The organism is Streptomyces sp. NPDC101151, from assembly GCF_044768335.1.
Taxonomy (GTDB): Bacteria; Actinomycetota; Actinomycetes; order Streptomycetales; family Streptomycetaceae; genus Streptomyces.
Window position 1 is genome coordinate 374636 of the sequence record NZ_JBIWPP010000002.1, and the last position, 20398, is coordinate 395033.

Annotated in this window: 22 protein-coding genes and 1 tRNA gene; 17 read left to right on the forward strand and 6 right to left on the reverse strand. The window is 70.3% G+C overall.

Annotated features, from left to right (window positions below; all coding sequences use genetic code 11):
- Positions 1 to 149 precede the first annotated feature (149 nt).
- Both ACIRU3_RS04780 and ACIRU3_RS04785 read right to left on the reverse strand, forming a co-directional pair.
- Complete coding sequence (locus tag ACIRU3_RS04780) at positions 150 to 755, reverse strand: hypothetical protein (protein ID WP_404051350.1); 606 nt, start codon at positions 753 to 755, stop codon at positions 150 to 152.
- 199 nt (positions 756 to 954) lie between these two features.
- A complete protein-coding gene (locus ACIRU3_RS04785) occupies positions 955 to 2874 on the reverse strand; it encodes an AMP-dependent synthetase/ligase (RefSeq protein ID WP_404051352.1) in 1920 nt (639 codons plus the stop codon).
- Positions 2875 to 3190: 316 nt separating this feature from the next.
- On the opposite strand from ACIRU3_RS04785, the gene ACIRU3_RS04790 reads away from it, so the two are divergent.
- The 11 genes from ACIRU3_RS04790 (at position 3191) to ACIRU3_RS04840 (ending at position 10385) form a co-directional block, all read left to right on the forward strand.
- Positions 3191 to 3817, forward strand: coding sequence for a hypothetical protein (locus ACIRU3_RS04790; RefSeq protein ID WP_404051354.1), 627 nt, complete (start codon positions 3191 to 3193; stop codon positions 3815 to 3817).
- A gap of 93 nt (positions 3818 to 3910) precedes the next feature.
- Positions 3911 to 4516 (forward strand): vitamin K epoxide reductase family protein, encoded by a 606-nt coding sequence (locus tag ACIRU3_RS04795; protein ID WP_404051356.1) that lies wholly within the window; start codon positions 3911 to 3913, stop codon positions 4514 to 4516.
- Between the two features lie 142 nt (positions 4517 to 4658).
- Positions 4659 to 5150 (forward strand): tyrosinase family oxidase copper chaperone, encoded by a 492-nt coding sequence (locus ACIRU3_RS04800; protein WP_404051359.1) that lies wholly within the window; start codon positions 4659 to 4661, stop codon positions 5148 to 5150.
- On the forward strand, positions 5134 to 6000 hold the full coding sequence (locus tag ACIRU3_RS04805; RefSeq protein WP_404051361.1) for a tyrosinase family protein: 867 nt from the start codon (positions 5134 to 5136) through the stop codon (positions 5998 to 6000). The genes ACIRU3_RS04800 and ACIRU3_RS04805 overlap by 17 nt, the downstream gene beginning before the upstream one ends.
- A gap of 112 nt (positions 6001 to 6112) precedes the next feature.
- Positions 6113 to 6274 (forward strand): hypothetical protein, encoded by a 162-nt coding sequence (locus tag ACIRU3_RS04810; RefSeq protein WP_404051364.1) that lies wholly within the window; start codon positions 6113 to 6115, stop codon positions 6272 to 6274.
- Between the two features lie 34 nt (positions 6275 to 6308).
- On the forward strand, positions 6309 to 7721 hold the full coding sequence (locus tag ACIRU3_RS04815; protein ID WP_404051367.1) for a condensation domain-containing protein: 1413 nt from the start codon (positions 6309 to 6311) through the stop codon (positions 7719 to 7721).
- 290 nt (positions 7722 to 8011) lie between these two features.
- Entirely contained in the window at positions 8012 to 8257 is a 246-nt protein-coding gene (locus tag ACIRU3_RS04820; RefSeq protein ID WP_404051369.1) for a hypothetical protein, read from the forward strand.
- A gap of 213 nt (positions 8258 to 8470) precedes the next feature.
- Positions 8471 to 8812, forward strand: coding sequence for a hypothetical protein (locus ACIRU3_RS04825; protein WP_404051371.1), 342 nt, complete (start codon positions 8471 to 8473; stop codon positions 8810 to 8812).
- A gap of 368 nt (positions 8813 to 9180) precedes the next feature.
- The gene (locus tag ACIRU3_RS04830) at positions 9181 to 9474 is read left to right on the forward strand and encodes a hypothetical protein (RefSeq protein ID WP_404051374.1); all 294 of its coding nucleotides are present in this window, start codon (positions 9181 to 9183) and stop codon (positions 9472 to 9474) included.
- 237 nt (positions 9475 to 9711) lie between these two features.
- Positions 9712 to 9921, forward strand: a complete 210-nt coding sequence (locus ACIRU3_RS04835) for a hypothetical protein (RefSeq protein WP_404051377.1) — start codon at positions 9712 to 9714, stop codon at positions 9919 to 9921.
- A 107-nt stretch (positions 9922 to 10028) separates the two neighbouring features.
- Positions 10029 to 10385, forward strand: a complete 357-nt coding sequence (locus tag ACIRU3_RS04840; protein ID WP_404051379.1) for a hypothetical protein — start codon at positions 10029 to 10031, stop codon at positions 10383 to 10385.
- Between the two features lie 125 nt (positions 10386 to 10510).
- Here the strand turns inward: ACIRU3_RS04840 and ACIRU3_RS04845 are convergent, their stop codons facing one another.
- From ACIRU3_RS04845 to ACIRU3_RS04855, 3 genes are all read right to left on the reverse strand, one after another.
- A complete protein-coding gene (locus tag ACIRU3_RS04845; RefSeq protein ID WP_404051382.1) occupies positions 10511 to 10810 on the reverse strand; it encodes a hypothetical protein in 300 nt (99 codons plus the stop codon).
- A gap of 291 nt (positions 10811 to 11101) precedes the next feature.
- A complete protein-coding gene (locus ACIRU3_RS04850) occupies positions 11102 to 11401 on the reverse strand; it encodes a hypothetical protein (RefSeq protein ID WP_404051384.1) in 300 nt (99 codons plus the stop codon).
- Positions 11402 to 11620: 219 nt separating this feature from the next.
- Entirely contained in the window at positions 11621 to 12112 is a 492-nt protein-coding gene (locus ACIRU3_RS04855) for a hypothetical protein (protein WP_404051387.1), read from the reverse strand.
- A 537-nt stretch (positions 12113 to 12649) separates the two neighbouring features.
- Between ACIRU3_RS04855 and ACIRU3_RS04860 the strand changes: the two genes are divergently transcribed.
- The 4 genes from ACIRU3_RS04860 to ACIRU3_RS04875 all read left to right on the forward strand — a co-directional run bounded on the left by ACIRU3_RS04860 (position 12650) and on the right by ACIRU3_RS04875 (position 15296).
- Positions 12650 to 13432: a hypothetical protein gene (locus ACIRU3_RS04860; RefSeq protein ID WP_404051390.1), complete on the forward strand. Its 783-nt coding sequence runs from the start codon at positions 12650 to 12652 to the stop codon at positions 13430 to 13432.
- A gap of 74 nt (positions 13433 to 13506) precedes the next feature.
- On the forward strand, positions 13507 to 13782 hold the full coding sequence (locus ACIRU3_RS04865; protein ID WP_404051393.1) for a hypothetical protein: 276 nt from the start codon (positions 13507 to 13509) through the stop codon (positions 13780 to 13782).
- A 312-nt stretch (positions 13783 to 14094) separates the two neighbouring features.
- Positions 14095 to 14484, forward strand: coding sequence for a hypothetical protein (locus ACIRU3_RS04870; RefSeq protein ID WP_404051396.1), 390 nt, complete (start codon positions 14095 to 14097; stop codon positions 14482 to 14484).
- A 314-nt stretch (positions 14485 to 14798) separates the two neighbouring features.
- Positions 14799 to 15296, forward strand: a complete 498-nt coding sequence (locus ACIRU3_RS04875; protein ID WP_404051399.1) for a DUF6083 domain-containing protein — start codon at positions 14799 to 14801, stop codon at positions 15294 to 15296.
- A gap of 483 nt (positions 15297 to 15779) precedes the next feature.
- Here the strand turns inward: ACIRU3_RS04875 and ACIRU3_RS04880 are convergent.
- Positions 15780 to 15855 (reverse strand) — tRNA-Arg (locus ACIRU3_RS04880).
- Positions 15856 to 16126: 271 nt separating this feature from the next.
- On the opposite strand from ACIRU3_RS04880, the gene ACIRU3_RS04885 reads away from it, so the two are divergent.
- A complete protein-coding gene (locus ACIRU3_RS04885; RefSeq protein ID WP_404051401.1) occupies positions 16127 to 17734 on the forward strand; it encodes a dynamin family protein in 1608 nt (535 codons plus the stop codon).
- 3 nt (positions 17735 to 17737) lie between these two features.
- Positions 17738 to 19993 (forward strand): GTPase, encoded by a 2256-nt coding sequence (locus tag ACIRU3_RS04890; RefSeq protein ID WP_404051404.1) that lies wholly within the window; start codon positions 17738 to 17740, stop codon positions 19991 to 19993.
- Positions 19994 to 20398 lie beyond the last annotated feature (405 nt).

Below are 20398 nucleotides of genomic sequence, written 5' to 3' on the forward strand. Positions count from 1 at the left end.
AAATGAGTCGGGCGGCTCGGCGTTGATCGCCCGCAAGGATGACCGAACGGGACGCCTGATCCGTGTCCGCCGCGCCCCGGTCTCAGGGCGCGGCGGACACGGAGGAGAGGCGGCGGGTGCCGGGCGCGAGGCGCTCGGCACCCGGTGCACTACCGGCGGGACGTGGTCCGGCCTCGCCGGTACAGCAGGGTTCCGGCGGCCAGCAGCGCCCCGCTGGCCGCCGTGGCCGCGAGGACGCTCTCGGCGCCGGTCTCGGCCATCTGCGGAGGCGTCTTCACCGGAGGAGCCGGCGTCTTCGACGGCATCGGCGTCGGCTTGGGCGACGGGGTGCTCTGCGGGGGCGGAGGTGTCTTGGTCGGCTGGCTGGGTGTGGGCGTGGGCGACTCGCTGCACCCGCAGCCGTCGTCCCCGTACGAGGACGAACCGTCGCCGTACGAGGACGAACCGTCGCCGTACGAGGACGAGCCGTCGCCGTACGAGGTCGTGGCGGTCGCCGACGGGGTCGTGGCGATCGCCGATCCGGCGTCGGCGTCTGCCGATGCGGACGGAACGCCTGTCGATGCGGGCTCGGGGGCGCCCGTCTCGTCCAGGGCGTCGGGGGTGTCCCACTGACTGGTGATGCCCGACAGCACAGAGGACGTGTCCGCCCCGGTCCCATGCGTGAGGGTGTCCGCGGACGCCCATGTGCCGTACAGAGACAGGGCGGTTGTCGCGGCAGCGGCCACGACCAATCCCTTGCTCAGGGTCTGTCGCACTCTCGTTGTCTTTCTCTCGGGGGGAAGGGAAGCCGGCCCTGGAGCACCGGGTTCCACAGGGTCGTCGCAGGGGCCGTCACGCCGCACGTTGACACCCGCTATGACCTGCAGACTGTGAACGAGATGTGGACGCCCGAAGACACCGAGAAGTGTTAAATGTTGGGGAATTCACCCGATCGCCCGACTGTGCCCGATGGGCTCACTCGCCGTACAGCGCCTCGATCTGCTTCGCGTACGCGATCGTCACCGCGTGCCGCTTGACCTTCAGGGACGGCGTGAGCAGCCCGTTCTCCTCGCTGAACTCGCCCTCGACCAGCGTGAAGGCGCGGATCGACTCGGCACCTGAGACGGCCTCGTTGGCGTAGTCCACGGCTCGCTGCACGTCGGCACGCATCCGCGGGTCCCGGACGACCGCCGACATCGGCGTGTCCGCGGGCAGTCCGCGGACCGACAGCCAGTGGGCGACCGCCTCGGGGTCGAGGGTGACGAGGGCGGCGACGAAGGGGCGCCGGTCGCCGACGACGAGGCACTGACCGACGGGCGGGCGGCTGCGCAGACGGTCCTCCAGGACGGCCGGGGAGACGTTCTTGCCGCCGGAGGTGACGAGGATGTCCTTCTTGCGGCCGGTGATGGTGAGGTAGCCGTCGTCGTCGAGGGCGCCGAGGTCGCCGGTGGCGAACCAGCCGTCGGTGAGCGCCTCGTCCGTGGCGGCCGGGTTGTTCCAGTACGCCCCGAAGACCACGCCTCCCTCGATGAGGACCTCCCCGTCGTCGGCGATGCGGACCGCGGTGCCGGGGACCGGGAGGCCGACCGTGCCAGGGCGCGGCCTCAGCGGCGGCACGATGGTGGCGGCGGCGGTGGTCTCGGTCAGGCCGTAGCCCTCGTAGACGATGATGCCGGCCGCGTAGAAGAAGAGACTGAGGTTGCGGTCGAGCGGGGAGCCGCCGCTGATGGCGTAGCGCATCCGGCCGCCCAGCTCCTTGCGGATGCGCCGGTAGACCAGCAGGTCGTACAGCGCCCAGGCCGCGTACAGGCCGATCCCCGGCCTCCTGCCCGTACCGAGGAACCTGTTCAGATACGCCTCCCCGAAGCGCACCCCGATGCGGTCGGCGCGGTCGAAGGACGCGCCCCGGCCGATCTTCTCGGCGGTGGCGCGCCCGGTGTCGTGGATCTTCTCGAACAGGTACGGCACGCCGACCAGGAAGGTGGGACGGAACTCCTTGAACATCGGGCGCAGTTCGTCCGGCCTGATGCTCGGGCAGTGGCCCAGCTCGATCCGGGCCAGCAGACAGGCGATCTGCAGGGTGCGGCCCAGGATGTGCGCGAGCGGCAGGAAGAGAAGGGTGGAGGCGACCTGGCCGGTGACTTCCTTGAAGATCGGATGGAGCAGTTCGACCGTGTTGGCGGCCTCCGCGTACAGGTTGGCGTGGGTGAGCACACAGCCCTTGGGCCGCCCGGTGGTGCCGGAGGTGTAGCAGACGGTGGCCACCGCATCGGGGGTCAGGGCCGTACGGCGTTTGGCGACCTCCTCGTCGGGGACGTCCCGGCCGAGGGCCACGAGTTCGGTGAGCGCCCGGGCGTCCAGCTGCCACAGGCGCGGGGGCTCGGGGTGGCCGGCCGTGCCGGTGGTGACCGTCTCGGCGTTCTCGGCCGTCTCGGTGACGACGAAGCGGGCGCCGGAGTCACGGACGATCCACTCCACCTGCTGGGCGGACGAGGTGGCGTAGACCGGGACGGTCTGGCCGCCGGCGGCCCAGATCGCGAAGTCCAGGACCGTCCACTCGTAGCGGGTGCGGGACATCACGGCGACACGGCCGCCGGGTTCGAGGCCGGCGGCGATCAGCCCCTTGGCGACGTCGGTGACCTCGCGGGCGAAGGCCGCGGCGGTCACCGGGCGCCAGATGCCGTTCTCCCGGCGGCGCAGGACCACGGCGCCGGGGGCCTCCTCCGCGTTGATGTACGGGATGTCGGCGGTGCTGTCCCCTTCGTTCCGCGGCGCCAGGGGAGCCGTGCGGACCTCGCGCACCGTGCCGCTCTCGTCCCTGATCCGCTCGACCCGGGTACGCGCCGCCAAGTCGGTGCGCAGCTGAGCCCGTTTCAGATCCCTGCGTACGCCCATGACGGCTCCCGGTCGCGGCTCGGCTGACGTGCTGCGCTACGTACCCATGCGGACTTACTGCAGAGTCAACTTACTCACGCGTAGGAGATGGTCAATGGGTCCGGCACACATGTGCGCAGCCACGGCGACCCGCGTTGCCCCGAATGGGCGGGCCGTTCACCGGGTCCCCGGGATGGCCGTGACGTGTCGTCTGATCAGGGACGATCCAGCGTTCTTGAGGGACAGTCGGGTACCCGGCGCGCTTGATCGGTTGCAGATGGTGGTGGGTGATTTCACGGTGGGCACAAGATCCGACGCACCATCGAAAGGAACCCCCATGCGTGGTCTGTCCGTACGGCGTCTCGCGTCCACCGCACTCTGCGCCGCCCTCCTGGCCGGCGTCACCGGCCCGGCCGCCGTCGCGGCCGACTCCGCCCGGGAGCGTGTTCCTGCGGCGTCCCACGCGCCCGTCCCCGGCGCGGACGCGCTTCTCGCGCAGGTCACGAGCCTCGGCAATCTCGGGACCGTGCTCGCCCCGGTCACCAACCTGCTCAACGCGGTGCTCAAGGCCGACAACGGCCAGCTCCCCGCCGACCAGGCCGCCCAGCTCGTCCAGGCCGCCAAGGACGCCATCGCCAAGGTGACCGCGGTGGTGCCGGCGGCCTCCAGCTCACTGTCCTCGCCCGCCGAGGCCGCGGGCGACACCAAGGCGCGGGCCGACCTCGCGAGCGACGCGCTCGCCGCGCTCACCAAGGCGCTGGACGCCCTCCTGAAGGCCATCACCTCCGGTGACGCCGGTCAGGTCGTCCCCGCGCTCACCGGCGTACTGACCGGCCTCGTCAACTACCTCGCCGCCCTCCTGCTCTCCGGCGGCCTGCCCGCCGTCAACCTGCCCGGGCTGCCGGCGCTGCCGACCCTGCCGGGCCTGCCGACGCTGCCCGGCCTGCCCGTCGCGACCTCCTAGCCGCCGGTACAGCCGTGGCGCCGGACCCGCGTTCCGGCGCCACGGCAGCCGCCGAAGATCCGGCGCAACGGCTGTCGCCGAAGAAAGGAACACGTGGAGTCCCTGAAGGCGCCGGCGCCCCGGACGGTGGGTGGCGGCCGCGGTCTCGCGCTGCTCCTGGTGCTCACCGGCGCGGCCGGACTGCTGGCGTCCTGGGTCATCACCCTCGACGAGTTCAAGCTGCTCGAGAACCCGGACTTCACACCGGGGTGCAGCCTGAACCCGGTGGTGTCCTGCGGCAGCGTCATGAAGAGCGCACAGGCCTCGGTCTTCGGCTTCCCCAATCCGATGCTGGGTCTGGTGGCCTACGGCGTCGTGATCTGCGTCGGCATGAGCCTGCTGGCCGGCGCCGCCTTCCCCCGCTGGTACTGGCTGACCTTCGACGCGGGCTGTCTGTTCGGGATCGGGTTCGTGACGTGGCTGCAGTTCCAGTCGCTGTACCGGATCAACGCGCTGTGCCTGTGGTGCTGTCTGGCCTGGGTCGCCACGATCGTGCTGTTCTGGTACGTCACGTCGCTCGCCGTACTGCACCGGTTCCTGCCCGCACCGGCCGCGCTGCGGACGTTCCTCGCCGAGTTCACCTGGGTGCCGCCGCTGCTGCACACCGGCATCGTCGGCATGCTCGTCCTGACCCGATGGTGGGATTTCTGGACCGGCTGACCAGGCCGGGCGCTCGAGGAACCCGCGCCGTCCCCGTCACCGGTTCCGGCGCCGCGGTCACCGCTCTGGCCGCACTGCGGTGACCGGGAAGGTCGTCCGGCGGTTACCGGTACCGACAACCGAAACGGACGAGGAGTGAACGATGGTCCTAGGCATCGGCGGGGTGCCGGCGGGCGGGCGGCGCGGGACGCCGGCCGCTCGCGGAGCACGGTCCCTGGGCAGAACACGGCGGGATGTGACGCGGGGGCTGCTCGCCTCGGCCGTCGCCGCGGCGCTCGCCCCGCTGGCCGCGGCCTGCCGGCCCCCGCGTGATCAGGACGGCCGGCCGGCCACCGGCTTCGACGAGACCTATCACGGCCGCCACATCCGCGGCGTCCAGGTCGCCACGGCACGGCGGGTGGCCGGCGGCCGGTGGGACGTCACGGTCGACGGCCGGCCGCTGCACCTGATGCGTCGCGCCGACGGAAGCTGGCTGAGCATGGTCGACCATTACCGCTCGTTCCCGACACCGCTCGCCGCGGCCCGCGCGGCGGTCGACGAACTGGGTCCCGGAGAGCAGCTGCGTGACCTGGCACCGGGCTCGATGGACGGAGGGCCGATGCGCATGGGGGGCGGGCATGGCGTACACGCGTAAGAACGTCAGCAAGCTGACGCGCACCGAGCGGCGACGCTTCGTGGACGCCCTGCTGGAGGTCAAACGGCGCGGCGAGTACGACGAGTTCGTACGGACGCACATCGCGTACAACACCCCCGACGGCGAGTCCGGGCTGCGCACCGCCCACATGGCGCCCTCCTTTCTGCCCTGGCACCGCAAGCTCCTGCTGGAGCTGGAGCGGGCGCTGCGCCGGGTGGACGAGTCGGTGACGGTGCCGTACTGGGACTGGACCCGCGACCGCTCGGCCACCTCCCTGCCGTGGACCGCAGATCTGCTCGGCGGTAACGGACGGAACGGGGACCGGCAGGTGATGACCGGTCCGTTCGCCCACCGGGCGGGCCACTGGACCATCAAAGAGAGCGTGACCGACGTGAAGTTCCTGACCCGCGACCTCGGCCGCGCCCGCGACCCGATCGCGCTGCCGACCCACGACGACCTGGAGAAGGCGCTGGCCGACCCGGTCTACGACACGGCGCCCTGGGACTCGACGGTCACCAAGGGGTTCCGCAACAACCTGGAGGGGTGGGGGACGGGCCGGGGCAGCCCCTCCTGGCGCAACCACAACCGGGTGCACCGCTGGGTCGGTGGGGTGATGCTCGGCGGCGCCTCCGTCAACGACCCCGTCTTCTGGCTGCACCACTCCTTCGTCGACCTGCAGTGGACCCGCTGGCGGCAGCGGCACAGCGACCACCGCTATCTCCCGGACCGGCCGCCGGCCGCGGGCAACGCCCAGCACGGCCGGATCGTGGCCCGGCACGAGAAGATGCCGCCGTGGAACATGACGCCCGATGAGCTGGAGGACATGAGCGAGATCTACCAGTACGGGTGAGGCCGGTTCGCGGGAGGGGCAGGGTCCGCATGCTCCTCCAACGCGACGAGCCGTGACCGGTCACGGCCGTGAAGGTGCGCATCACCCCCATGTACAAAGGGAGTTCGGCTCCGTGAGTACCTCGTTCCACGAGGACGAACTCGCGGACGCGCTCCCCGACTTCGACATCGTCGTCACCCTGTCGGTCGATCGCTTCGCCGTTCGATGCGCTACACGTTCCGCTGAAATGTCGGCGACACGATGGCCACCGCTCACCCGCACGGCATCCCCTTGATCGATTCTGTGTCTTCTGCGAACGGAGACGCCCCGTGCGAATTTCTGACATCCAACGCTGCGAGGTCCGGCCCGGACGGCTCGTCGAGTGGACGTTCAGCCCGGCGACCGTCGCGGCGGCGGCAGCGCTGCCGCCGGATCCGCGGCCGCCTGCATACATCCAGGAGGGGCACATCAGAACGGCGCGGTCGGTGCGCGAGGACGGCCTGTTCGTGCCGACCTGGCTCGGTACGGCGTTCGACCTGCCGGGCCGCGCCGACCTCGACGCGCTGGAGGAGGCGCTGCGTCGCTGGACGCTGCGCCACGAGACGCTGCGCAGCGGCTTCCGCTGGGCCGGCGACGACATGCGGCGGTTCACCCTCGACGGGGACGATGTGTCGCTGCGCCGCGAGATGGTCGGCGACTTCGCCGACGCGGACGCACTGGTCCGGTATCTGCAGGACCGATTCGACGTCGCGGCCGACGCGCTCGGCTGGCCGAACCTCATCTATGCGGCGGTCGTCCGCGACGACTCCACCAGCGTGTACCTGGCTTTCGACCACACCAACGTCGACGCCTACTCCCTCCAGCGCATTCCGGAGGAGATCCACGAGCTGTACGCGGCGGGCATCGCGGGCCGGACGGTCGCCGGACCACCGGTCGGCAGCTACGTGGACTTCTGCGAGCTGGAGCGGACGAACGCGGACGGGATCGACGACACACACGCGATCGTGGACCGCTGGCGGGAGTTCATCGCCCGGTGCGACGGGAAGCTGCCGAGCTTCCCCGTCGACCTCGGTGTCCGGCCCGGCGGCGCACTGCCCACCCAGAGGCTGATGCGCGAATGGCTCGTGGACGCGGACGACGCCGCCGCGTTCGAGGCGTACTGCCGGCCCTACGGCGGCAGCCTGGTGGGCGTCCTGGCGGCAACCAGCCTGATCGTCCACGAGATCGGCGGACAGCCGGTCTACCGCACGGTCGTGCCGTTCCACACCCGGTTGAAGTCCACGTGGTCGGACTCCGTGGGCTGGTACGTCGGCGGCGCCCCGATCGAGGTGCCGGCGGCACGGGACTTCGACGGTGCGCTGGCCGCGGTGCGCGCCCAGTTGCACGCCAACCGCTCGCTGGCGCGCATGCCACTGGCCCGGGTGCTGCGCCTGCTCGGCGCGGACTTCCGCCCGACCTCGCCCGACCTGTACTCGATCGTCTCGTACGTCGACGCCCGCGTCGTCCCCGGTTCCGAGCGCTGGGCCGAGCGGAACGCGTACGGGCTGATCCGGGTGTCGTACGGCGACCAGGTGTGCGCCTGGGTCAACCGGTTGCACGAGGGCCTGTGGTTCGCCGCCCGCTACCCGGACACCGACGTGGCCTACAAGAACATGCAGCGGTATGTCGAGGGGCTGCGGAACCTCGTCGTTTCCGTGGCCGCACACGACCGCAACCGGGCCGTGGAGCCGACCTTTTCATAACACCGCGGACACCACACTTCCTGGCCCCGGACAACTCCACCTTTGTGCAGTGGTGTTGGGAATCCCTTTTGCTTCACGGAAGGACGGCCTCGCGCCTTCGTCAAGTGAGGCTTCGTCAGGCCGGGTTGTGTGTTCGACCCATGCTTCGGGGGTCCCCGAATGCCCCCATGTGCCCTCTTGGACACGGATATCCACCAGTGTGGAATACCCCCGATAACTACTGCTAGTGTTCATTCAGTCACGGTAGGCAATCAGCCTCGATGTACAGGCAATGAAGAACCGAGGGTTCCATGCGTAAGCTTCAGCAGGTCGTGATCGCAGCAGCAGTGGCGGCCGGCGGTCTGTCCGCCATGGGTGCCGGCGCCGGTACTGCCTTCGCCAACGAGGACGGGCTCAAGGTGACCGACCTCTACCGCCCCTACCAGGAGTGCAGTCCGCAGACGGTGGCACAGAACGACATCCCGATCGGGGTGCTCGGTCTCGGCCAGACCCTCGACACCACCTGCGGCCAGTTCAACAACGCCTTCACTGGCTGAGGTCGGCGGCGTAGTCGTCCGCGACGCTTTCCGCGGGCCCTTCGGGGTCACCCTCCGAAGGGCCCTGTTCACGCCCGGCCGCCCGAAGCGCGAGGCCGCTTCCCCGGCCCGCATTCCGTCGCGCCGGCTCTGAAGTCCGGTGCGTCGACGAGCGGTTGCCGGCATCGCGCTCATCGGCGCGCGGGGCGCCCCTCACAAAGGAAACGCATCCACATGTTCAGTAGGAAGAAGATCGCGGCCGTCTCGGGGCTTCTCGGCGGCCTCGCCGTGACCTGTACCGGCATCACTCAGGCATACGCCGGAGGAGGCCCGGGCATCTGCACTCGCGACCTTCAGGGCAATGTCACCTGCATCCAGCGGATCGAAGGTGAGCTGTCCGACGATGGCGGGTTCTTCCCCCACCAGGAGAACTGCCTGCCGACGCAGCCCTTCACGTTGCCCGCTCCCCTGGGCAACGGGAAGACGCGGATCGGACCCGAGGTGACCTGTTCCGACACGAAGCCGGCCGGCGACAAGGCCGACTCCAAGGTGGAGCTGCCCGGACTGCTGGGCTGAGCCTCGGGGCGGAACCTTCCGACTCCTCCCTTGACTTCCGAGTGGCGGATGGCCGGACCAGGGTGACCTGGACCGGCCATCCGCTGTTTCTGTGTCCGTGCGTCGTGCCGTTCTCCGGGGTGCGGTCGATCCCGGGACCGCGCATCGCACGCGTCGGCGGGCAATCGGGTGAGCGCCCTCAATTGCCCGTGACTCGGGCGCGGGGAAACGTCGTTGGATTCCAGGGGCGATGTGAAACGGAAAAGCGCCGTGTGATGAACCGACACGGCGAAAGGGGGCGAAGATCCCAAATTGCTACGATTCGTGTGTATATGCTCACACTACGTAGTCAAGTCAGGGCTTCACGCCCAGGCAAGAAAGGATCGAACATGCGTAAGTTTCAGCGCGCTGCGGTCGTAGCCGCAGCGGTCGCGGGACTGTCCACCTTCGGCGTCGGCGTCAGCTTCGCCGGTGGCGGCTACGATGACGCCCCTCCGCAGCTCACCGCGGTGGCCAACTCGTCGGCCAACGCCGTGGCCACGTGGGGTGGCTACTACACCGAGCCGCAGCACGAAGCCCCGCAGGAGCAGGCGCAGGCGCCGGCCCAGGCGCAGGAGGAGCCTGCCAAGGAGTCCGCCCCCGAAGAGGGTTACGGTCAGTACTCCTCGGACGGCGACAAGTAAAGAAGCGCCGAGGGCTCGATGTGCAAGTTCCGGCGCGCCGCGGTCGCAGTCGTAACGGTCGCGAGGTTGTCCACCCGCGGCGTCGGCTTCGATGGTCCGCAGGTCACCACGGTGACCTCCGCGCGGACCAGCGCTCTGGCCGCGTGGTCCCCCTAGACCGTTGCTCAGGTCGTCGCGCCGCAGTCCGCATCCTGGTCGGCCCGGTGGCCGATCGATTCGCGGACCATCGCGTCGCACATGGCCTCGGAGCGCCACGACGGACGCATCGACATCCTTCAGAACACCATACGCACATCGCACGATCTGAACGTCCGTGTCCTGGATCAACTCGGGCCGTTCAACGGTGTGCTGAGTGACACCCTCAATGGCAAAGGCAGCCCGGACGCGCAGCAGACCCATCAGGGCGCGCGTCCGGGCTGCAGCAATGCCGCCGTCGGACGCGGCTGACAGTGCGTCCAGGCGCTGGGTCCCCTGTTTCCACCTTCCCAAGGCTCGGGCGCGTGCCGGTCAACGGCGCAGACGTCCGGGCCTCGATGTGCAAAGGAACAAAGCGCATGTTCAGTCGACAGACAATCGCCACCGTCTCGGGGCTCATCGGAGGTCTCGCCGTGATCTGTGTGGGCGCCGCGCAGGCGTACGCCGATGAATCCCCGGGCGAGTGCAAGACCTCCTCCCTCGGCGACACCATCTGTGTGCGCAAGAGCGAGACCGTCAAGAAGGACAAGGAAGGGAAGTACTTCGTCAAGCAGACGCAGGACTGCTCGACGATCGACCGGCCCCGTCTGGTGTTTCCCGATGACAACCTGCTGAGCGACGGGTCCAGCGGGTCCACGAACGCCGGCCCGGTCGTGGAATGTTCCAACAAGGCGCAGCTGCCCAAGGGCCTCAAGGTGCCTCACCCCAGGTTTTGAGGTGCGAGCGGCGAATGCCGGACCGGGATCGCTCCCGGTCCGGCATTTCGGGTTTCTGGTCCTCCCGTGACACAAAAGCCCCGGTGCCCCGGCCTGTGGCCGGGGCACCGGGGAGAGGTTCTTGCTTACTTCCCGCCGACGCTGTTGTTGCAGCCCATGGACGAGCCCATGGAGGTCTCCTGCGCGCCCGAGTTGCCTTCGCCGTTCAGCAGGTTGCCGCCCAGGCCGTCCGCGATGCCGACCTCGCCGAGGACGTCGACGTTGGCGTCGTGCGACCTGCAGGTGCTGCTCTGCAGGATGCTGAAGCCACGGCCGTCGTGGCCCGAGCCGTCCCGACCGCCGTTGGCGTGGGCGGCGCCGACGCTCAGGAGCCCGACGCTCCCGAGGGCGGCGACCAGGACGGCAGCCTTGCGGAGCTTGTGCATGTCTTCTCCGGTGAAGTGAAGTGGTTGCGATCTGTGACGGATCAACTTCGTACAGTTATGGAGGCTAATACGAAGTACCTTTGAACAATCGGCGACGCGCCGAATTCGGGGAATTCTCACCGCTCTGGTTGACATTCGTAAATCCCTTACGTGTCAGCATTTTGATAAGTCGATGTGCAAGTATCATAAATACCGGCACATAGGGAGCATAAATAAGGGTCCCGGCGCCGGGCCTGGGGCTCGGTGCCGGGACCTATTTCCCGCCGGGTCGCCTGCGCGACCCTTATGTGCCTAGAAGGCGCTGTTGTTGCAGCCCATGGTCGAGCCGATGTGGGTGTTCTGCGCACCCGGGTCACCCTCGCCGTTGAGCGCGCTGCCCAGGAGGCCGTCGAGGATGCCGACCTCGCCGAGGACGTCGAGGTTCAGGTCGTGCGACCGGCAGTTGGAGCTCTGCTGGACACTGACCTTGTCGCTTCCCTTTTCGCCGCCGCCCTTGCCCCAGCCGCCGTCGGCGTGAGCGGTGCCGGCAGTCAGGAGTCCGACGCTGCCGAGGGCGGCGACCATGACGGCGGCCTTGCGAAGCTTGTGCATGTCATCTCCGGTGGAGGTGGAGTGTTGCGATCTGTGGCAGATCGACTTCTTACAGTTACGGGAGAATAATAAGAAATATCCCAAAACGGGCAGCGACGCGCCGATTTCATGATCTCGTAGGAGAAACACTCTGACGTTGCAACGCATGCGAGCGGGCCCTCCGAGGATGATCCTCGAAGGGCCCGTGCCTGTGTGTCGATGTCCGGCTGTCCGCAGGCCCTAGTGGGCGATGGCGTGGGCCAGGGCGTTCGACTGGCTGTTGGCCTGAGTGCAGTTGATGCCATGGGTCTCGGAGGCGCCGAGCAGGGCGACCGGAAGATTCGCGTTGAGCAGCGACTGCGGGCTGCACTCCTGGTACGGACGGAAGAGGTTGGTCTGGCCCGCCAGGTCGCCCTGACCCGGGGCCGCCTGCTGGGAGTTCTGCGGGTTGACCTGCGGGTTCAGCTGAGGGTTGAGCTGAGGGTTGATCTGCGGGCTGACGTCGGCGCCCTGCTGTGGGTCCGCCTGCCGCTGGGCGGCCGGCGCACCGTAGGTCTGCGCGGAGGCCTGCGAACCGGTCCATGAGGCGGCCTGGGCGTCAGGCTGCGAAACGGGAGGCGGAACAGCGCCGTTGTACGCAATGGGAGCGTCGGCGAAGCTGGGGCCGGCGCCGACGGCGGACAGACCTCCGGCTGCTGCGACGACGAGCGCGACCTGCTGAAGCTTGCGCATGGAACCCTCGGCCCTTCATTGACCTGTGCATGGAACGTACGGAAATGCTGATGAGTCGGTGCAGCTGTTGCTGTTTGCCGCCTCGTGCGGCTGCGATGGACCATTGCTCTAGCCCTGAGGGGAACGAGATCGGCGCGGACCCGGTCACGGGAGCCGGGGTGTGGTCACTCATTTGCCCCAATGCCGCACGGCAATGGGCCCTTTGCTCGGGCATGCTGCAGCTCGCCGTCAACGGCACGGCAACCAGGGCCACATCGGCCGGCCGGAAAACCGCTAATCCGATCGATGGCAAATGGGTGACGGAATCTTGGATGCCGTGACCGGGTCAGGGGAAATGTCGTTGCCAGCTGGGAGAGGGCAGTGACCGTGAAATCAGAGAGCGACAAGGGGATTCGCTGTCGTCTCCGGCGTGAAGTCCACGTGACAGCCCAGGATTACCCCTGTTAGAGCGCAGTACGAACATCAGACTGAGCGCCCGCAAGACTGCACTGAATACAACGGATTTCCCTGTACAGGTACTGAAGGGCCGAGGGTTCCATGCGTAAGCTTCACAAGGCCGCGCTCGTCGTAGCGGCGGCCGGCGGTCTGTCCGCCATCGGCGCCGGCGTCAGCCATGCCGATACTCCCGTCGGATACAGCGGTGCCGCTCCGGCGCCCGGTCCCCAGTACCCGGCACCGCAGTACTCCGCTCCGCAGTACGCCGCTCCGCAGTACTCAGCTCCGCAGTACGCGGCACCCCAGTACGCGGCACCGCAGTACGCGGCCCCCCAGTATCCGGCACCGCAGGCGGCCCCCCAGTATCCGGCACCGCAGTACGCGCCTCCTCAGTACGCGGCACCCCAGCCGACTGGTCCGCAGGCTGCGGCGACGTCCGGTTCGGCCGGCGCCGCACAGGTCACCGGTCCGCAGCCCTACTCCCAGCCGGTGATGCAGGCCGCACCTCCGGCGCCGGCGCCGCAGCAGGGCGGATACGCCCATGCCTCTGCCTCGTCCGGGGGCTACGCGCAGGCCTCCAACGCGCCGTACGCCCCGCAGCAGGCGGCCCCCCAGCAGTCGGCGCCGGCCATGCCGCAGGTCACCCCGCAGACGGCGCCGCAGGTCATGCCGCAGGTCGCCCCGCAGGTCGCCGTGCCCCAGGCCTTCAACCCGCAGCCCGCGCCGCGTGTCGCCCCGCAGGTGAACCCCCAGGTGAACCCGCAGGTGAACCCGCTCATCAGCCCGCTGGCCGGGCCCGTCGGGTCGCCGCAGGTACCGGGGCTCGGCCTTGGGCAGGTCGCTGCTCCGCCGGTCGGCCAGCTCGGTCTGCCCCGACTCGGCTGATCGCCTTCACGTCATCGTCCGCCGTCTCAACTCGATCTGCGGCAGATCACATCTGCTCGACCAACGGAGAAGAAATGCGCAAGCTTCAGAAGGCCGTCCTCCTGGGCGCCGTCCTCGGCAGTGTCGGCTCCTTCGGCGTCGGCACCGCCTTCGCCCACGGTGAGTCGGGCCACGACATCGGCATCACGCAGGGCATCGAGTGCCGCTCGCACGACATGAACATCAACGTGCTCGGCAGCGTGGGCGCCGTCAACGGCCTGGCGGGCAACCTGCTGAACGGGGAAGGGTCCCCGGGTGCGCAGCCGACCAACCTCGGTTCGGACATGGGCTGCAACAGCCGGGCGTTCTGACCGTCCGCGCTGCACAGAGTCTGTGAACCGGGCGGAAGACGGACGTTCCGCTTGAGACACCGCAGGCGTCGCGGGGCTCTTGTCCTCGCCGACGCGGCGGGCGACGTACGCCTTCGTTGCAGGGGCCGGGCACATCCCGTTCAGCGGGATCGGGTGCCCGGCCCCGCTCGGCTGTCGGCCTCCGCCCCGCTTCGGCCACGGCTTGTCGGCAGGTGCCGAAGCTGCGGCTGGGCCCCGCACGGCTGATGTACTCGGGCAGAACTGAGTACTTGCGCTCTGGTCGGTGCCGGGGCGGGCGGAGACGCTTTCGCCATGAGCCAAGGACAACCGAAACCCGTTCTCCAGGTGCTGTCGATCCCCGTGCTCGCCGGGCTGTCGCTCGCGGTGTGGGCCGCCTGGCTGGGCTGGGACCAGCATCGTGACGTGCAACCGGACGGTACGACGACCGGCCCGTACGAGGCGTGGCAGGTGATCGGGCTGGTGCTGACTCTGCTGGCGCCGGTGTGCTGGGCCGCATCGCGGCGCCATGTCGCGGGTGCTGTGCTCGGCACCACGGCCGGCCTCACCGTTGCCGCCTACTACGACTGGTCGGACGACTCCAGCGGCCTCTTCATGGTCGGCGTGGGGCTGGTCATGATGGGGAGCCTCGTCGTCACGGCCGTGGTCTCCACCGTGATCGCCTCTGTGACACGAGACGGATGACGGACCGGCGCCACGGCAGGACTCGAGCCTGCGGCCAAGCGCTGGGAAAGAGACATGGGTGCCTTCCGCGGCCCAGGGGCCTGAGGCCGGACACCTGACTACCGCGCCGTGGAAGGTGTCCGGCCCATCTCCCACGGGTGACAGCCCGCCGGCTCGAGCGCGCCGCGGCGACTCCTGCTGCACCTGCATCGGCCTCCGAAGCCCCATACGCCTCACGCGCCGGGGGTCAGCGCGGGCGTGCCCCGCCCGTGTGCTCTCGTTGCGCCCAGATCGCGCCCTACCTGGCCCCGGCGACCGCCCGCACTCTCGAGGTCATGGGGGAAAACGACAGGCACCAGGGCGGCATCGTCCCGCTACCCGGCCCGGACGGGTGCCGACAGCCACCCGCCGGCACCCCACAACCGTGGGAGAACATCGATCGCGCCCAGGCCGACGTCGACGGCGCAACAGGCCCCGAGCCACCCGCACCGCCTCTGTGCCCGCACTGCCATCTCTCCGGCGAGCGGCGGCCCACCTACACGGGGCAGCACATCCTCCTCGAACCGCGGCTGATCATCCCTGCCCGTCTCGTCCCGGGCGGGCACCGCTGGTACATCGACGCCGGCAGCGGCAAGGCCTGGAACGGCGGCCTGGACGAGCCCCTGTCCGGCGCCCTCAGCCGGATCCCGCACCAGCTGGCCTGCCCCGGCCTCACGTTGGACGAGATCAAGCCCTGGGCTTGGCTGACCTCGGTCCGCGAGCACAACGCGGTCGAGGCACGGCGACGATCGGACGAGGACGGATATCCGGGACGGCTGCCGGACGCGGGCTGAGCAGGGGCGCCGGCCCGGGGCGGTTCCCCGTGAGGTCCCGCACGTTCCGGCACGAGAGAGGCGCGGCCCGCGAACACCGTGGGTTCAAGTCCCGCCGCCTTGGCTTGTCCCGCAGCAGGGACGGCCCTGAGACCTGGGTGTTCGGTCGGGGCTGTTCTCAGCCCGGCCACCGTGACTGCCCGGTATTCCCTGCGGTTTCCCCGCTCGATCGGGCACGCCGTGGGCAGGACTGCGAAGCGGTTCGAACGGCGGCGTCCCGCACTTTTGGCCGGGCGTCCGCGGCGGCGTCTTCGAGCTGCTGCTGAGACAGCACACGCGCATTCCGCTCCGCACCCCGGCCGACCGTCGCCTTCGCGGTCGGAGCGCCGCCGCAAGCCGTCATGCCGAAGGCCATCAAAGCCATGGCCGCCAGGTGTCTTCGCCCGGTGCCTCGGCTGCCCGTCCTGGCCGGCAAAAACGCCCTCCCGGCGGAAGGGCGAGGGGTGGCGCCCCCGGCAGGACTCGAACCTGCGGCCAAGCGCTTAGAAGGCGCCTGCTCTATCCACTGAGCTACGGGGGCCTGGTGCGGGACAAGGATAAAGCTCCCCGCTCCTTGACCCGGTTGCTTCGCCTCCGTGGCTCGATGTGGAGGTTCGGTGAAGCGGTCCTGATAATCGCAGGCAGGTACGAATCGTGCACCGCTTTTGGCCCTGGACGCACAGGGTGTTGTGCACTCGTTATGCCTCGACTGCGCCTGCGTCCCAGTCATCCCTTACATCCGATGTGTCTCATCGGCGCGCTGAGATGTCCATATGCTTCAGAATTCCCCTAAAATTGGGCATTCTTCGCATGTGGTGACCTTGGACGTACGGCCTCAGCTGATCGACACACTTTCCGCGCTGCGCGACCGTGTCGCCGCCGCACGCTTTCCGCTCCCCCTTGCCGGGGCCCCACGCGCGCGTGCCAACCGCGACGAACTCCTGGCGCAGCTCAACGACTACCTGGTACCGCGGCTACGGGAGCCTGACGCGCCCCTGCTCGCCGTGGTCGGCGGGTCGACGGGAGCCGGCAAGTCGACCCTCGTGAACTCGCTCGTGGGACGGCGGGTCAGCGAGGCGGGCGTGCTGCGGCCGACCACCCGCACACCAGTGCTGGTCTGCCATCCGGAAGACCATCATTGGTTCAGTGCCGTGCGCGTGCTCCCCGACCTCACCCGCGAGTGGGTGCCCCGCCGGGACGCGAGCGACGATCTCCTGCTCTCCGGGGTGGAGCCCGCGCGCGTGCTGCGCGTGGAGACCGCGGACAGTGTCCCGCGCGGGCTCGCCCTGCTCGACGCCCCCGACATCGATTCCCTGCTCGCCGACAACCGTGACCTGGCCGCAGAGCTGATCTGCGCCGCCGACGTATGGATCATGGTGACCACGGCGGCCCGCTACGCGGACGCCATCCCCTGGCACCTGCTGCGCACCGCCAAGGAGTACAACGTCACCCTGGTGACCGTCCTCGACCGCGTGCCGCACCAGGTCGTCTCGGAGGTCTCCCGCCAGTACGGTGCCCTGCTCACCAAGGCCGGTCTCGGCGACGTACCCCGCTTCACCGTGCCCGAGCTGCCCGAGTCGGCCTGGGGCGGCGGTCTGCTGCCGGCCTCCGCCGTGGCTGCCCTGCGGACCTGGCTCGTCCACCATGCCCAGGACGCCTCGTCCCGCCAGCACGTCATGGCCCGCACGGCGAACGGCCTCCTCGACTCGCTGAACTCACGCATCCCCGAGCTGGCCGGCGCCGCCGCCGCCCAGTACGCGGCCGCCCTGAGACTGGCCTCCGCCGTCGACGGCGCGTACGACAACGAGCACGCGCGCGTGCGCGGCCGGCTGCAGTCCGGGGCCGTGCTCGCCGGGGACGCCCTCAAGCGCTGGCGCGCCTTCCCGCTCGACTGCACCGCCGGCGAGTTGCTCGACGCCCTCGTGGAGAGCCTGGGCGCGCTGCTGCTGTGCTCCGTCACGGCCGCCGACGAGCGCGTCGACGAGGCCTGGCGGCGTGAACCGGCCGCTGGCGCGCCCGGGCTCACCGACCGGAATCCCTCCCTGGAGAACGCCGAACACCGCATCGGGCTCGCGGTACGACGCTGGCGGCGCGAACTGGAGGAGTACGCCGAGGACGAGGTACGGGTGGCCGAGCGCAGCACCGTGCCCGACTCCGAGGCCGTCGCCGCCCTGGTCGCCACCTCGCTGCTCGGCGGGCGCCGGACCCGCAACGCGGGCGAGGGGCTCGCCGAGCGGATCAACGCCCACGGCGCGCTGCGGCTGCGCGACCGGGCCGGGCGTCTGCTGAACGACTACGTCGACCGCGTCATGCACACCGAACGCGAGCGGCGCCTCGCCCCGCTCTACGCCCTGGACGTCCACGCCGAACCCCAGGCCGAACTCATCGCCGCGCTGTCCGTACTGCAGAAGGAGAGGTGACCGGTGACCGCCGTCACTGACCACGACCACAACACGGACCACACGGACCACACGGACCAGATGGAACACATCGACCACATGGATCACATGGATCGCATGGAGCTTGCGGACGGGGCCGGGGGAGTGGAGCCCGGCCCCGGAGGCAAGGGTGAGCCGGGTGACGGTCACCCGCTGGTGGACGGTGGCCCGGACGACGGACTTCCGGGCAGGGGCCCGTCCTTGGACATGGCTGCCGAGCTCGGTGTCGACACCACGGCCGAGGCCGAGGCCGCCCGGGATTCGGACGACGAGACGGACGACGCGCTGTTCGCGCTCGTGACCCAGGAGCGTGGGGGGAGCGAGCGGCTTGCCCGCGTCCCCGAGGAGCGCGGAGACGGCGAGCGGCACGTGCGCGTACCCGAGGCGAACGGGGACAGAGAGCGGCACGCGCGCGTGAAGACCCCCGATGCCGGCCACGGGCCGGGCACCGGTTCCCGGGACGGCGAGACGCCCGGCCCCGGCTCCGACGCGGACCCCGAATCCGCCGAGGCCTGGGACGACGGTCTGATCGCCCGGCGTGTGGCGGAGGGCGCCGAGGCCCTCACCACCGAGCGCGCCTCCGTGCTGGACAGCTCGCCCCGCAACCCGAACAGCTACACCCCCGCACCCCTGGCGTACGACGGCCCTCTGCGTTCCCGCCTCGACGCCCTGCGTGAACTCGTCGGTCTCTCCCGCACCCGCCTGGACAGCCGCACGCTTGCCGAGGCGGGCCGGGTCCTGGACGAGGCGGCCGCCCGGCGCAGGCTCTCCGGCCGGCACACCGTCGTCGCCATCGCGGGTGCCACCGGCAGCGGAAAGTCGCAGCTGTTCAACGCGCTCGCCGGAGTGGCCATTTCGGAGACGGGGGTACGGCGCCCGACCACCGCGGCACCCATCGCGTGCAGCTGGAGCGACGGCGCCGCGGGTCTCATCGACCGGCTCGGCATCCCGGGCCGGCTGCGCCGACGCCCCGTGCAGAGCGCGGAGGGCGACGGGCAGCTGCGCGGGCTGGTCCTCATCGACCTGCCCGACCACGACTCCGCGGCCGTGGAGCACCGCGTCCAGGTCGACCGGATCCTGAAGCTGGTCGACGCGGTCATCTGGGTGGTCGACCCCGAGAAGTACGCCGACGCCGTCCTCCACGAGCGCTATCTGCGACCGATGGCAGGCCACGCCGAGGTGATGTTCATCGTGCTCAACCAGATCGACCGGCTGCCCGGGGAGGCGACCGACCAGGTCCTGGACGATCTGCGCCGGCTGCTCGACGAGGACGGTGTCGCGCTCGGCGAGTACGGCGAATCCGGCGCCACCGTGCTCGCGCTCTCCGCGCTCACCGGGGACGGCATGGGCGAACTGCGCGAAGCGCTCGGCGAGTTCGTGACGGAGCGCGGCGCGCCGACGCGCCGGGTCGCGGCCGACGTGGACGCGGCGGCGGTCGAGTTGCGGCATCTGTACGCCAACGGCCGGCGGGTCGGCCTCAGCGAGGAGGCACGGGAGGAGTTCGCCGCCCGGCTCGCGGACGCGGTGGGCGCCACCGCGGCCGGCGAGGCCGCCGAACGCGCCTGGCTGCGCAACGCCAACCGCGCCTGCGGCACGCCCTGGCTGCGGCTGTGGCGCTGGTACCAGGGCCGCGGCGAGCACACGACGGGCCGGATCACGGTGCGCTCCCAGGACGACGAGGAGGCAACGGCACGCCAGCGCGTCGAACAGGCGGTCCGTACGGTGTCCGACCGGGCCTCGGGGGGTCTGCCCTCGCCATGGGCGCAGGCGGTGCGCGAGGCGGCCGTACGCGGCTCCCACGGGCTGTCCGAGGCGCTGGACGAGCTGGCGGCCAAGGCCGGGCTGCCGCCGGGACGACCGCCCCGTCCGGGGTGGTGGCCGCTGGCCGTGCTGGTCCAGGCGGCCATGACGCTGCTGCAGATCGTGGGCGGCCTGTGGCTTGCGGGCCAGATCACCGAACTCATGGCGCCCAATCTGGGGGTGCCGGTGCTGCTGATGGTGTGCGGGATCGTCGGCGGGCCGTTCGTGGAGTGGGGGTGCCGGATGGCGGCGCGGGGGCCCGCGCGCAGATACGGCCTGGATGCGGAACGGCGGCTGCGGGAGGCGGCCGCGAGCTGCGGCCGGGCCCGGGTGCTCGATCCGGTGGCGTCGGAGCTGTTGCGGTACCGGGAGGTGCGGGAGCAGTACGGACGGGTGGTGCGGGCCGGGGCCGGGGTGAGCCCGGTGAGCCCGGTGAGGTGAGGCCGGCCTGGGCGGGCTGCGATTGGGTCCGCTTGGGCGGGTGCGGTGAGGCCGGCCTGGGCGGGCTGCGATCAGGTCCGCTTGGGCGGGGTGCCGTGAAGCCTGTGCGGTGGGGTCCGCATGGGCGAGGTGCGGTCGGCGGGAGTCGGCGAGGGGGCCGGGGGCTACCGGGGGCCGGGTGTGGTCGCGGGAGCGGGCAAGGCTGACCAGGGACGGAGAAGGGCCCGCTGCGGGTGGGTGAGGGGACCGGGCGAGGCGGGCCACTCGTTCGGGGGACGGGGTTTTCCACAGGCGGGAGCCCGTCCACAGCGCTCAGCGGGATCGGCCCGGCGGAGGCAGTCTGATCCCACGGCGATCGCACCGCACGTCCGACGCCCGACGAGAGAGGCGGGCGAGCGGCGTCGG